Raw genomic sequence first — 13,623 nt, 5'->3', positions numbered from 1 at the left:
ACTGTCCCACCCCTGACGCTCATCCGTCAGCTTAATCCTCCCTCCGGGGAGGCGGGTGGGCTTTTTCGATCTAGACCACCACCACACCGGAGCGGGGTGGCAGGGTGAGGGTTTCGCCCTCCAAGGTGCCGCTGCCGTAGACGATTTGACGAAGAGCCGGTAATCCCAGCTTGGCAAGGGGCAGTGCCTGAACTCCATCCGAGGCATTTACCGCCACCCACATCTGTTGCTCGGGCAGCGATCGCTCAAATACATACAGCAGGTCATGGCTATAGAGCGATTGGTAGGTGCCCACCCGCAGCGCTTCATACTGATGGCGCAGGGCAATCAGGGCGCGGTGGCAGTCGAGCAAGTCCTGATCCCAATCGGCGGGTTCTGGAAAACTGCGCCGCGAGTCTGGATCAAAGCCGCCGGGCAGACCCACCTCATCGCCATAGTAGATGCAGGGCGCACCGGGGAACGTAAACTGCAGCAGGGTGGCCAGCTCAATGCTGGGGCGATCGCTGCCCACAATGGTCATCAATCGCGCCGTGTCATGGCTGGCCAAGCTATTCAACTGGGTGAGCTGAATTTCCCAATCGTAGAGCTCCAACAGATCCTGCATCTTCGCGGCATAGGCGGCGGCATCGAGGGCTGGGTAGGGTTCATAGGCCGGTGCTTCCACATGCTCTCGGATGACGCGATCGCCTGCCGTAAAGGCAATGGTTGGCCCGGTGAACAAATAGTTCATCACTCCATCAAACTGGGTGCCATCCAGCCAATGGCGAGAATCTGTCCACACTTCACCCACAATATAGGCTTCGGAATTGAGCGCCTTGATGCGATCGCGAAACTCTTGCCAAAATCCCGGTGTTTTCACTTCAAAGGGTACATCTAAGCGCCAACCATCAATGCCTTGGCGGATCCAATATTCTCCAATCTGCATGATATATTCCCGCACCGCAGGATGATCATGGTTGAACTCAGGCAAGGCACGATTGCCTGCCCAGCCTCGATAGTTGGCAGGCAAAGAACCATCGTAGGCAGAGAGGGGCCAGGCTTCGATTTTGAACCAATCGACCCAGGGCGAATAGGGGCCATTCTCTAAAATATCGTTGAAAAAATAAAAGCCACGGCTGGCATGGTTAAACACGCCGTCTAACACCACTTTTATCTCTCGTTGGTGGGCCGCCTGCAGCAATGCGTGAAAGGCGGTATTGCCGCCCAAAATTGGATCGACTTGGTAGTAGTCGTGGGTGTGGTAGCGATGATTGCTGGCGGATTGGAAAATGGGCGTGAAGTAGAGGGCGTTAATGCCCAGATCTTGAAGATAGTCGAGTTTTTCAATCACCCCCCAGAGGTTGCCGCCCTTGTAGCCCTGAAGCGTTGGTTCTGCCACCCATGGTTCGTAGGGGATGGGTTGGACGGTGGCCCAGGGTTGGTCGGCGTTGGTTGGGGGCGTACCTTGGGCAAAGCGATCGGGGAAGATCTGGTAAAAAACCGCGTGCTTAACCCAGCTTGGTGTCTGAATTCCCATGGAGGCTCCTGACGGGTGCTGCACTGTCATGGTACACATCAAGCCTGTTTTTTGCAGCCTTCGTTAGATTGATCCCATGATTGAAGCATTCTATGGACAATTGGACAATCTCTCATTCACGGATTCCTCAAAATCTTTAGTCTTGTCCTGCAAGCATCGCATCAGAAATTGATGCGATGCAATGCATTAACTATGTTTCATCACTTAGATTTGGTAAATTATCGGGGTTATAACCCATTTGGGTAATCCAATCGCGAAAATACTGGGATTCAGACTGGGCTAGGGCTTCGTAGTCCATTGCTTCTTTTAGATATCCCTCCATCTGTTCAAGTGCATCAAGCATCAGAGCCCAGCTTAGATCTAAAACCTGCTGATTGTCCCGATAGGCTCTACACAGCAAATAGACCAAAAGAGCTATGTTTGGTACCATATGTTTGTGCGCAATTATTGCGATTGTTCCCTGGTTTTGAGCCCGGTCGCCAAACTGTCTCAAAATCCAGGCTTTACATGGGTGACCATAGGCGTAATAGCCCATGGTCATTCTAATTTTTGGGATTGCCATCAAGTCAATGAGCAACAGTGATTCTTCCCTGGCTCATTCTAACATGTTTTTCAGGAAGCCAATAGACCAAAAAAACTGTGGTTACAGATTCCTGGTATACTCGGTAAGATACTTCTGAGTCGGTGAGTGAATCTCTCTGCATCAGTTGATGGTGACTGATGCTCAACCGATGTGCTGGTGACTCAATGTCCCTTAATTGGCCAGCGGGAAGCCGCAAACCAAAAATATCAGAATAAGATTGAATAGTAGTCATGGTTTTGTCTCTCATTCATGTGCTTATCCTAACTTGTTCTCTGGAAGGTGTAAATTGCCGGGAAGTTTAAGTCCTGTAAAATCTGTGGTTAAAGGATTTGTGGTGCCGAGTATACCCGGGAGCGCACGGAAAATCAAGAAATGTTAAGCTTCGTGCCCCTGAAATTGGTTCATTCGATAGCTGTCATCGCTCCTTGTTCTCTGGAGAAGGGATTTGCAGCAAGGGCGATATGTCGCAAGTGAGCGTTAGGCATCTTTTGAAAAGTGACGTGAGCTATATGAAGTGGGCCATGTAGACTTAGGATAGATTCAACGCGTTTTGTCCATCGCTCTTAAACATCACTAGCTTGTATGGAAGATTTTCGGGCAAAAACATTAAAAGAAGGGTTTCGGCTATGTGATGTGAACCCGCTGTCGGGGGCTGGGCTAGAGCGCTACTACGTCGATTTGACTCCGGTGCGCAAAACGGAGGCGATCGAGGGGGTGAACACAGTGCTGGACTTCCAAGAGCCGGGGGAGTTTTGCACCATTCTGTTTACCGGCCATCGGGGCTGTGGCAAAAGTACCGAACTCCAACGCATTCGCCGCCAGTGGGAAAAAGACTACTGGGTGATCTACCTGGAAGCTAACGAAGAAACTGATCCCAACGATGCGGAATATACCGATTTTTATTTAATCATCATCAAGCAGATTGAATTTGCTCTGCGGCAACTAGAGTTGCGGTTTGATGCAACGCTGCAAACAAGGGTTGAAGACTGGTTTAAAGAAATCACCCGTGAAGATGAGCGCACCGTGGAAAGCTCGGTGAGCGTGAATGCGGAGGCTACGTTGGGGGCAGAGGCTCCGTTTTTGGCCAAGCTGATGGTGAAGCTGCTAGCTCAGATCAAGGGGGCCGACAAGCAAAAAACCGTGATTCGCCAGATCCTCCAGCGAGATATTTCGCGCCTGAAGGCGGATGTGAATGCCTTGCTGCTCGATGCCTACCAAAAAGTTTCGCCTCTCTATCCCAAAGGGTTTTTGGTAATTTTTGATAACTTGGATCGCGTGCCGCCTCGGGTGGGCGATCACCTATTCTTTGACTATGCGGCTCAGTTGCAAGACCTCAACTGTACCCTGATCTACACCGTGCCAATTTCGGTGCTGTGCTCTGCCAAAAATATCATCAATACTTTTTTTGGCGAGCCCCACATTGTTTCCATGGTGAATATCTACCAATTGGAGCGTCAGCGCTGCGACCTAGACTACATGGACGAAGGGCTGACCCAGGTGTCCGAAATTATTAAACGACGAATCGATACGGAGCTGCTGTTTGCCTCCGATCAGCAGGTGCTGGACTTGGTAAAAGCCAGCGGTGGCCACGTGCGCCAACTGATGCAGATGGTGCGCAGCGCTTGCCAAACTGCTAGCACCCGCAAGCACGCTAAAGTGCAGCCGGAGGATGTGGAGTATGCCATTAAGCAGCAGCAGTTTAACTTTGAGCGCTTTGTGCCCGATGAGCACTATCCCCTCCTGGCCAGGGTTTGCCTAACCAAAAACATCACCAAAGATGAGGTGGGGCAGTTGATGCTGTACAACACGTCGGTGCTGGAATATAACGGCCTTGACCGTTGGAACTACCCCAACCCAGCAGTGCGCCAAAGCCAACTCTTTCAAGCTGCACTTCAGGAGGCTGCCGATGTCTGAAGCCCCTCCGCCTGCCCCGACATCTCCCAGCCCTTCCACAAGCGAGACCTTAGTGGAGGAAAATCAGCAGGAGTTTGCCGAGCTGTTGACGTTTATTGACTTTGCCGAAGGGCTGACCATCGGCTTTGTGGAAATCAACCAAGAGCAAGACAGAATCCTGCTGGCTGAGGCCCTGCGCCAGCATTTGGCAGATACAGAGATCCATATTGAGGTGATGAACTTCTCCCGTCAGCCCGATCTGCGCTACCTGCTAGACGAACTGCGGCAGCGGTTGGCCCAGCTCCACGCATCATCGCCCCCCAAGGCCGATCAAAAGCTAGTGCTTTATCTCCAGGGGCTAGAGACAGCGATCGGCACCGACGGGGTGGGAGCCTATCCGCCCATGCTGCAAGACCTCAACTTTGTCCGCGATGCCTACCGCGACATAGTTCCCCATCCGCTGCTGTTTGTGTTGCCCGACTATGCCCTCACCCGCATTAGCCAATACGCTCCAGATTTTTGGGCCTGGCAGTCGGGCCTATTTCGCTTCAAAACCTCTGCCCAGACGGTAGAGCAACTGCGCACCGAGGCATTTGAGCGCCCCTTGCCCTATATTGCCTCCACCGATAACCAGGAACAGATTGAGCAGCTCAAGCAGCTCTTGATGGAGCTAAACCCCACCGGCAAGCCCATCGCCCCCCAGGATCTGGCCCAGTGCTGCGAACTTTATTACAAAATTGGCTCTGCATACTACACCCAAAAGCAGCCCGCAAAAGCCAGAGACTACCTGCTGGCAGGGCTAGACCTGCTGAAGCGGCACCCCAACCCAACCCTAGAACAGGATCTTTACCGCAGGCTGGGCAATGCCTACGAAGACCTACGCCAGTTTGATACGGCTATAGCTGCCTACACCACTGCCCTAGACCTAGCCCGAGCGACCAAGCGCTCCTCAATGGAATCTACTCTACTGCATGACTTGGGTGATATTGCCTTGCAACAACGCCAGTTTGACCAGGCAAAAGCTTACTATGAGCAAAGTTTGGCACTGAAAGAGGCCCGCAATGATCGCTACAGCCAAGCGGTCACTCACCACAACTTAGGTATCGTGGCGCAAGAACTGCGGGAGTATGAGCAGGCACGATCGCACTATCAGCAGGCGCTCGATATCTACATTGAGTATGGCGATCGCTATGGTCAAGCAGACATCTACCACCAGTTGGGCATCGTGGCGCAAGAACTGCGGGAGTATGAGCAGGCGCGATCGCACTATCAGCAGGCCCTCGATATCAAAATTGAGTTTGGCGATCGCTACAGCCAAGCCAGCACATACGGCCAGCTAGGGAATCTTACAAAAAGTCTTCGAGAATATCAGCAAGCAGGAGAGCATTTTCAGAAAGCTCTTGAGATTCATATCGAGTTCAATGACCGATATAACCAAGCTCTCGATCACCATAACTTAGGCATGGTGGCGGAAAAACTGCAGGAGTATGAGCAGGCGCGATCGTACTATCAGCAGTCGCTCGATATCAAAATTGAGTATGGCGATCGCTACAGCCAAGCCCGCACCTATTCTCAGTTAGGTCTGCTGGCAGAAGAACTCAATGAGCTAGATCAAGCTAAAGCTCATCATCTGCAAGACCTACAGATTTCAGTCGAGTTCAACGACCAACACCGAATTGCTTTCGTCCTGAGAAACCTTGCCCGCCTTTACCAAACCACCCAAGACGACAGCCTGCTCACCACTGTCGCCCAGTGCCTCAACATCACCCCCGATGAAGTGCAGCAACGCTTTACCGCTGCCAGCGCCTAGAACCCGGTTTCTGAATGCGACTCTAACAGAACACCACACCATCGCGGATCGAAAAAACCGGCTTCTGCCCTCAAGGGCGAAATACACGCTCAAAGGGTTGCTTGCGGTAGCGTCGGTAAACATCAAAGTCTTTGTCTAGCGTTGCAATAGCTGCAATATGACAGCGTTCAGAAATCGCTACCAGCGCTAAATCAGAAAAATCTCCTGGCAAATCAGCATACTGGGCATTCAACTCAGCAATACGCGAGAAATCTTCAGGTAGCAATGGCTCGCAGTTGTAGATCCCACAGGACAAATGAGCCAAAAACTCATTCTGCACCCGCCAGTCTGACGCTAGCAGCCACATAACCTCCGTCACACAGCCCACCGTGGTTATCAGTTGGCTGGTGCAAGTTGCAAAAAACTTTACCACAGCGTCGTGATGGCGATCAGCAGAATCGTAGAAGGCGACCATCAGTCCCGTGTCAATCAAAATAGCCGCCTGTGCCATTAGGATCGAGCTTGATAGCGCGCCTGAATTCTTTCAGCGATGAGAGCTTGGCGGGTCTCTCGATCGGATAAGCCTCCCGTGGAGAGTAGATGTTTGGGCATACCACCCATCCGCTGCAAGATTGTTTCCTGAGCCTGTGTGGGTATAGTCGGCTCACAGCCTATGGCTACATTCTGGGGTTGGGTTGTGTCATCAACCTGGATGTGAGTTGCTTTTAGTTCTTGCTCACGCAACAGTTCCAGTGCTTTTTCGATCACCTGCGAGTGTGAGCTAAAAGCGTGGTTGTGCTGATAGTCTTCTACAAACGCCAGCAAAGACTGCGACAGGGAAATCGATAACTTAGTAACCTGCATCGGCACACATCCCATTGAGGATAGGCGTACTAATAGGATTTTTACGCCTTATATCGCCATTATGGCCCATAAAACTAGGTCTGCCCGTTCCATCTTCAACAGGCAGACCCTTATCCTCAGCCTTAGCGTCTAGCGGTCATCAGAGCGATCGCTTACGATCAGTTCAGGGGAGAGTTCAGGGCGATCGCTGCTCACCATCGCTTCACTGCCAGGAATCGACTTGCTGACCACCACCCGTTCCATCTGCTCCGGTGGAATCAGGTCTGGCTTTTGGGGAACGGGGGCAAACATGCCGACTTGGACTGCCAGGGGCATCCAGATCTCGTGATGTTTCTCCGATCGCGCTAATCCAGCCTGAAGCCCTGTCTTCGACCAGGTTTGGGCCACTTGCAGACCATCAAAACCATTGACGAAGTTGTTGAGCGCGACTTGTAACGATCCTGCTGGGTTGAGGGTGACCCAAGTACCGTTTTCTAGCTCGCGTACTTCAAAGTGCAGGTGAGGGCCGGTGGAGTTGCCGGTGCTGCCAACCCGTCCCACCACATCACCCTGGGCCACCGTATCGCCCGGCTTCACAAAGATTTCGGATAGGTGGGCATAGAGGGTTTCCTGGGTGCCGTCGTTGTGCGTCAAAACGACGGTCAACCCATAGCCTTGAAGAAACTCAGCGGTGACCACTTGTCCACTAAAGGCTGCCACCACCGGCGCTCCCATGGGCGCTCCTAGGTCAATCCCTGAGTGGAAGCGAGCATCGCCGAAGATGGGATGCTGCCGCCAGCCAAAGAGGGAGGTAATGGGAGCTGGAATGGAAAGGGGGAAAAGCAGGCTGCGATCGCCATTGCTAGGCTGGCTGATGGGGCGAGTCGTAACGTTGTAAAAGTTGTCGAAGGATGGGATGGGGTTGAGGCTGACGCCGTCTGGCCCGACTGAAACGGGGCCAAGGTTGACCGACTGCCCGCTGCTGCTAGCCGACGGCGCACATAGAGACGCTAAGTCTTGCCCGCGTTCTAGGGTCGTTTGGCAGCCGGTGGAGCGCTCGGATAGAACAACAGAGCCAACCTGGTCAGGGGCGTAGGTTGCGCCGAGGTTGTAGTCATTGGCGGTGTCAATATCACTGCCAGCCAAGCTAGGTGGGCTTTGCATCAGGTCATCAACCGACATGGGCGCTGACACATCAGCTCCATTGTCCTCAAACATGACATCCGGAGTGTTGGAGTAGACAGGTTGAGGCGCTTCGGAGACGGGGCGCTCAGCCGGCATGGGCACAGAGTCTAGCAGATCGTTGGCCGAAGGAACCTCTTGCACCTCGGTGGAATAATCAAGCTCCAGGCCTGGATCGAGATCAGCAGCGGTTTGGGCGATCGCTGCACTGTGGACCAAAAGACTTGCCCCGCCAATGAGGCAAGCGGCACCCACGCGCTGGGGAGTCCATTGAATCAGGCTAGATGAAACAGACTGAAAAGAACGTCGCTGAGTCATTGCGGATTATCACTTGGCATAGCACTGAAGAACGCGATCGAACGTATCACCTGATCTCTCATTTCAGAGAAATATTGATCTGTCCGCATGATGACCGATGGGATGACGAACGATCGTCCTACTATCGGTTCATTAGGTTGGGGGATACCAGCCTTGGGACGAGCACAGGGGAGGTGAATGAGTTAAGACAAAGAATAATCTCGAATTATCCTAGCGAATCATCGCAGTACAACACAAACTGTAACACTCCAAGGAGCATCTCGGTATCATCCGGTTGGCAGGCGAGAACCCCTGGGTGTAGATCGTTGATGTCCTCCCAAAAGTTCCCGAGCGATCGCTTCTGGTTCACCCAGGGGGCTAGAGGCTACTCCAGCAGTGTCGATTCGTAGGCGCGGCAATCCTGGCAGGGGCCGGTAGGATTCACGGCACAGCGCACATAGGGCGATCGCGCATTAAAACGACAACTGATATCACCCATCACATAGCCCAAGCCTTCCACATACTGGCGATCGGGGTGGTGTTCTAGGGATGGCAGCCCCCGAGATGCCAGCGAGTCGAGGGCTAATTGCAGCCGTGCCTGGGCACGGGCATCGGCCCGGCGCAGGACGAGCCAAGAGGCAATGGATGGCGAGAGTCCAATCAAGAGAATGAGCAGTGCAATCACCATAGATGCAACGAGATTCAGCTAGACTCCATCAAGTTTACCGACATGATGCGGGTTTCTCCGCCGTCTGGCAAGGGATCGAACCCTGTAGGGGTTGCCGAGGGCGATCGCTACAGGGTTCGAGGGTGGGAAAGCGATCGCCCTAGATTCAGCCTAGGGGCAGCTATTGTCCTTAGGCAAGATAGTCCGTGGATCGACCGGCTCCCCATCCGGCTTACGGATTTCAAAATGTAGGTGAATGGAATAGCCGCCGCCGTCGATCTCGCGCCCTTCGCCGTCGAATCCCGACCCGCCCCGGATGCCAATCAATTGACCGCGCTTCACGGCTTGCCCCGGCTTTACAGCAATGGAGCGCATGTGGAAGTAGACATGCTGCCAACCATCCGCTCGCTGGATGTAAATGGCGCGTCCCTCCGCCCCGGAGGTGTCATTTTTGACGGTTTTAACGACTCCATCGCTGGCCGCGTAGCATTCGTCTGGGGTGTAGCCGCCAATGTCTACGCCCGCATGGAGGCGTCCGCGGGCAAATCCAAATTCACACTTGGGGCCGCAGCTTGTGCCCTTCATCGGCCAAGCCCAGCCGGTGTCGGAGGGAATGCCCATGGCCGCCCGCTGGACAATCACCGGTTTGCCATCTTGCCCAAGCACGCGCACATGGGGCACATAGACATACCAGGTATCTTGCCCCTGGATCGCTTCGGCAAGCTTCACCTGGTAATGGTTCATCTCGTTTTCGTTGTACTCCAGCAGACCAAGTTCGACGCCTCCACGCAGGGCAGCCTTTTCGGTGTCGGCTAGCTCCGATCCCTGAATGGGCTTGAGCTTGAGTAGCGTACTGTCGATCACCTGCAGCTTGAGTTTCGGCGGTGCGGCAGCATCCACAATCCGAACGTGGGGGGCGTAGACATACCAGCGATCGCGCCCCTGGAGAGCCGCCGCCAGCTGGACGTTGAAGTGATCCGCTTCTTCGGTATAGGCAACAATGTCGAGGGTGGTATTGGCAGCGATCGCCGTCTTGTCTGTGTCGGATAGCTGGGTTGATTGAACCGGTTTAGCTTTGAAAAACGTAGTGCCAAGCGTCGTCAGTTTCATGGGTTTCCTCTCGGTACGATGCAAACAGGTGACCGGACAGATATTGGGCTGATGGACTGACCCACGATGGGAACACAGGGTGGAATCATAGCGTTAGCCGCCTCGCACCGTAACCGTTGATCCTTAGGAAGAGGAGAAGCAGGAATCGGCTCGCCTAGTCCTTAAGGTGCAGCGTTGGGGAGTGAGGAAACGCAACGTTGGTCAGTCCACCAAATGATCGGTAACAAATCTTCCATCAGTGTGCCTTAGGTCACTCGGAAACGTGCTGGACTTCATCAAGCTTTAACGGAAGATGGCGAAAACCTGCAAAATCCTCCCATTTTCAGAAACCTGCTTTACACTCGGACGGAACTCTATGTCCTACCGTCCTACCGCTCAACCAACCGACTCTGATCAACAACGGATTCAGCAATGGATGGGAACATACTCCTTCATCTGGAACGTTCTGACAGGTGAAGATGAGGCGTGGTAGGTTCTAAAGGGCCATGTTCCAACTCTATACCAGCAATACTGATAGGCAAGACCCATGAGCAACTTAGCGGGAGTGAATGTTTTAGTTGATGGTTATAACCTGCAACTCAGCCAAGGAACTGGCATCAAAACCTATGGGATTAGCTTGGTGCGATCGCTCAAAGACCTAGGCGCAGACGTCAACGTGCTCTATGGGCGTAATATTCCTAGCTTAAAAGATGCATCCTTGGAGGAGGTCTTATTCTTTGATGTAAATGAAGGCCCCCATCGATATTTAGATGGATCTTATCTGAAGCGATCGGCCCGCTTGATGCTGGATGTTGGCCGCACCCTTAGCCACCAGTCGTTTACTGCCCGCCCGATTGATGTAGGGCAGGTGGTAATACGTGGCTCTGTGCGGGGTAGTTTTATGGCCTCAATCACGAATTTGCTGGATATTACAGGAACCTATAACCTGCCTGGCTGCTACCGAACGGCCTCTGCTCTATTCCGTCTAGGGCTTGCCATGGGCGTCACATTGCCGAAGAAGGTTGATATTTTCCACGCCACCTATACCCTGCCGATGACGGTGCCCGGTGCCAAGAAAATCACCACCATCCACGATCTGATTCCCCTGCGCTTGCCCTATACCACCTTGGACAATAAGCGGCTGTTTTATAAGGTTGTGAAACGCTGTCTCAAGGATTCTGCTCTAGTCGTTACCGTATCTGAACATTCCAAGCGAGATATGGTGGATTTATTCGATGTCCATCCCGATAAGATTCAGGTAACGTATCAGCCCATTGCCCTGGAGCCGTTAGATAAAACACCGGAAGAGATCCAGCGCTATATCAAACGGTTTCGCATTGAGCATAAAAACTACATTTTGTTTGTGGGGGCGATCGAACCCAAGAAAAATCTGGGCCGGTTGATTGATGCCTATGCTCGGTTAGAAACCGATACGCAGTTTGTGATTGTGGGTAAGCGAGGCTGGCTGTGGGAAAACGAAATCGGCGCGATCGACACCATTTTTGGGGTAGACGTAGCCAAAGCAAAGTTTCGTATTCTCGATTATGTCACCACGGAAGATCTGCGCCATCTCTACGCCGGGGCAACCTGCCTAGCATTTCCTTCGCTATACGAAGGCTTTGGGCTCCCGCCGCTGGAGGCCATGTCCTTTGGTTGTCCGGTCATCACCTCCAACGTGTCGTCGCTGCCGGAGGTTTGCGGGGAAGCGGCGCTTTATGTAGACCCCTACAGTGTGTCGGATATTGAGCAGAAGCTATCCCAACTCTTGGGCGACGAAGCCTTGCAAAAGGATCTAGCCAAAGCTGGCAGGCAAAATGCAGAGCGGTTTAGCCTAGAGCGCTATAACGAACGTCTGCAGCAGGCCTACCAGCTCGTGCTTTAGGGAGCGATCGCTGCAGACTCCAACCTTGCCAGGACGGCTTGGTGATAGGCGTTGGCGTCGGCATGGTTGGCGGGGTCTAACGCGTTCCAGTTTTCATGGGCGGTGAGGACGGCGAACACCGGGTTGGCAAAGACTAGTGTCCAAGTCTTCATCGCGGAAAACAGATGCAGCGGTAGGGAGGATATCTGTCCTTTATGGATAATCACCCACTGGGTAGGGCCCATCGGCTCTTTCACGATGTGTAGATAGGGCGTCAGTTGCCCTGGAAAATACTCGGCGAATTCTATGGGGGCAACAATTTTTTCGCTCGTGAGCCAGTGCTGACGAACAAACTGCGCCGTTTCTCGCCAATACACGTCATCTAGAGGAAACAAGAAGGGGCGATCGCCCTCGGCTAACGGTTCGACCCTGGGGCTAAGGCGGATCTGGTTCACGGCCAGCCCTACGGGGCGGTAGTCGGGATTGCTAGGATCCAAGGATTGCAGGGATTGCGTACGCGGCACCTGGAAGCGCAGGCGGGTGAAGGGGCGATCGCTCTCAATCACGCTTTGGGGAATGGTGCCTTGGTAGATCACCAGAAATAGACCGTCATCTTGAACATGACAGACCTTGGTGAGCGGAATGGGGCGATCGCCCACGGTGAGGGTCAGACCATTGACGACCTCTGGCGTAATGCCGCCGACGACCTTCATGCGCAGGGTGAGATCCTGGCCGCTGGCCAGGGGTAGATCCAGGGTAGATTCCGTAGCAGGGCCAGTCCAGCGGAAGAGCGTATCGGTGTCCGCATTGCCCTCGCGCAAATGCCAGCCGGTGCCGGAAATCGGTTGGTCAAAGGTGAGGTCAAGCTGATGGATTTTGGTGTGCTGGTGAGCGGTGTAGCAGTCGATGTAATGACGCTCTAGCCAAGACTCTGGAGCCGTCTGGGTTTGGGAGTCTGGCGATCCGTAGGTGGCTTCGAGGGTGGTCTGCATCTGGCGGAAGCGATCGCGAAACTGCTCAACGGCACGATCGTAGAGAACCAGATCGCCCTGGTTCATGTCGCGCAGGCAGTCGAGGGTACCGCTCGATACACCTTGGAGGTAGTCGGATGTCTTGGCAATCATCAGCTTCTGGTATTGCACAATTGGATACCAGCCAAAGCTGTAGGACAGCAGCGCCATGGACGCCCGAAAATCCTCCAAGATGCCAAAAAAGACCAGATCGTCAAGGCGTTTTGTGGCAATATCAAGCAGATTTTCCGTGGGGGCCTGGCTGGCATCGGTGGTGGCGGTGGCCATGGCTCGCAGGTGGGGGTCGCGCATGGCCTCTTGCACGAAGGGATCGCGCACAAAGCTGTCTAGATCGGTGGCGATCGCTCGCTGCTGTAGCTTAATTCTGGTTTCGAGGGCCACGCCAGCCTGATGCTTGAACTGATAGACGGCGTCTACGTGTTCTTGCTGATGTTTCCATGAATCGGGGTAGTCGTTCATGAAATTGTATTCCGAGATAGTGCGCTGCACGGGATCTCGAAACATGGAAATAAATACGGGGGATGCCACATATTGGGTGTAGTCATCCCAGGTGAAATGACCGCGAATTAACCGATAGTTTGAGGAAAGGAACGGAGCGGTGGCCAGGTGACACCAAAGCTGAGATGGACAAATGTCTTGATGGTGGAACTTGGCGTCTAGCAGGGAGATGAGGGTGGTTCCTGCGGTTTTGGGCACGTGAACAAAACACAGCGTATCGTGAGGCTGAAGCTTGTAGGGAATCGGACTCATAAAGGATTGATCCTAGGTAGCCAAAATAGAAAAACAGGTTGCACTGGTCTTAGGCAGATGATGTTGCGTAATCTAGGGGTGGCAGAGTAACCCTTTTACAGTCTTAGCAAGAATTGGGGTGG

The 13,623-nt window shown here is 53.3% G+C and carries 11 protein-coding genes; 3 read left to right on the top strand and 8 right to left on the bottom strand.

Features of this window, described 5'->3' with window-relative positions; all coding sequences use genetic code 11:
• Positions 1-70 precede the first annotated feature (70 nt).
• Positions 71-1,516 (bottom strand): glycoside hydrolase family 13 protein, encoded by a 1,446-nt coding sequence (locus JUJ53_RS15505; protein ID WP_204152914.1) that lies wholly within the window; start codon positions 1,514-1,516, stop codon positions 71-73.
• Between the two features lie 190 nt (positions 1,517-1,706).
• Positions 1,707-2,093, bottom strand: a complete 387-nt coding sequence (locus JUJ53_RS15500; RefSeq protein WP_204152913.1) for a hypothetical protein — start codon at positions 2,091-2,093, stop codon at positions 1,707-1,709.
• Positions 2,094-2,681: 588 nt separating this feature from the next.
• Between JUJ53_RS15500 and JUJ53_RS15495 the strand changes: the two genes are divergently transcribed.
• On the top strand, positions 2,682-4,013 hold the full coding sequence (locus tag JUJ53_RS15495) for an ATP-binding protein (protein ID WP_204152912.1): 1,332 nt from the start codon (positions 2,682-2,684) through the stop codon (positions 4,011-4,013).
• On the top strand, positions 4,006-5,802 hold the full coding sequence (locus JUJ53_RS15490) for a tetratricopeptide repeat protein (RefSeq protein WP_204152911.1): 1,797 nt from the start codon (positions 4,006-4,008) through the stop codon (positions 5,800-5,802). The genes JUJ53_RS15495 and JUJ53_RS15490 overlap by 8 nt, the downstream gene beginning before the upstream one ends.
• 70 nt (positions 5,803-5,872) lie before the next feature.
• Here JUJ53_RS15490 and JUJ53_RS15485 read toward each other — a convergent pair whose 3' ends face one another.
• The 5 genes from JUJ53_RS15485 to JUJ53_RS15465 form a co-directional block, all read right to left on the bottom strand.
• Positions 5,873-6,292 carry a PIN domain-containing protein gene (locus tag JUJ53_RS15485; RefSeq protein WP_204152910.1) on the bottom strand — a complete coding sequence of 140 codons (420 nt, stop codon included), beginning with the start codon at positions 6,290-6,292 and terminating at the stop codon, positions 5,873-5,875.
• Positions 6,292-6,645: a hypothetical protein gene (locus tag JUJ53_RS15480; protein WP_204152909.1), complete on the bottom strand. Its 354-nt coding sequence runs from the start codon at positions 6,643-6,645 to the stop codon at positions 6,292-6,294. The genes JUJ53_RS15485 and JUJ53_RS15480 overlap by 1 nt, the downstream gene beginning before the upstream one ends.
• A gap of 129 nt (positions 6,646-6,774) precedes the next feature.
• Positions 6,775-8,124, bottom strand: coding sequence for a M23 family metallopeptidase (locus JUJ53_RS15475; RefSeq protein ID WP_239125087.1), 1,350 nt, complete (start codon positions 8,122-8,124; stop codon positions 6,775-6,777).
• A 364-nt stretch (positions 8,125-8,488) separates the two neighbouring features.
• On the bottom strand, positions 8,489-8,791 hold the full coding sequence (locus tag JUJ53_RS15470; protein ID WP_204152908.1) for a DUF6464 family protein: 303 nt from the start codon (positions 8,789-8,791) through the stop codon (positions 8,489-8,491).
• Positions 8,792-8,941: 150 nt separating this feature from the next.
• Positions 8,942-9,880 (bottom strand): M23 family metallopeptidase, encoded by a 939-nt coding sequence (locus JUJ53_RS15465; protein WP_204152907.1) that lies wholly within the window; start codon positions 9,878-9,880, stop codon positions 8,942-8,944.
• Between the two features lie 526 nt (positions 9,881-10,406).
• On the opposite strand from JUJ53_RS15465, the gene JUJ53_RS15460 reads away from it, so the two are divergent.
• Complete coding sequence (locus tag JUJ53_RS15460; RefSeq protein ID WP_204152906.1) at positions 10,407-11,741, top strand: glycosyltransferase family 1 protein; 1,335 nt, start codon at positions 10,407-10,409, stop codon at positions 11,739-11,741.
• Here the strand turns inward: JUJ53_RS15460 and JUJ53_RS15455 are convergent.
• On the bottom strand, positions 11,738-13,501 hold the full coding sequence (locus tag JUJ53_RS15455; protein WP_204152905.1) for a sulfotransferase family 2 domain-containing protein: 1,764 nt from the start codon (positions 13,499-13,501) through the stop codon (positions 11,738-11,740). The genes JUJ53_RS15460 and JUJ53_RS15455 overlap by 4 nt on opposite strands.
• Positions 13,502-13,623 lie beyond the last annotated feature (122 nt).

This window comes from Leptolyngbya sp. CCY15150 (assembly GCF_016888135.1).
Taxonomy (GTDB): Bacteria; Cyanobacteriota; Cyanobacteriia; order RECH01; family RECH01; genus RECH01.
Note: the sequence above shows the minus strand (reverse complement) of the source record. Positions and strands in the feature narration are given on the sequence as shown.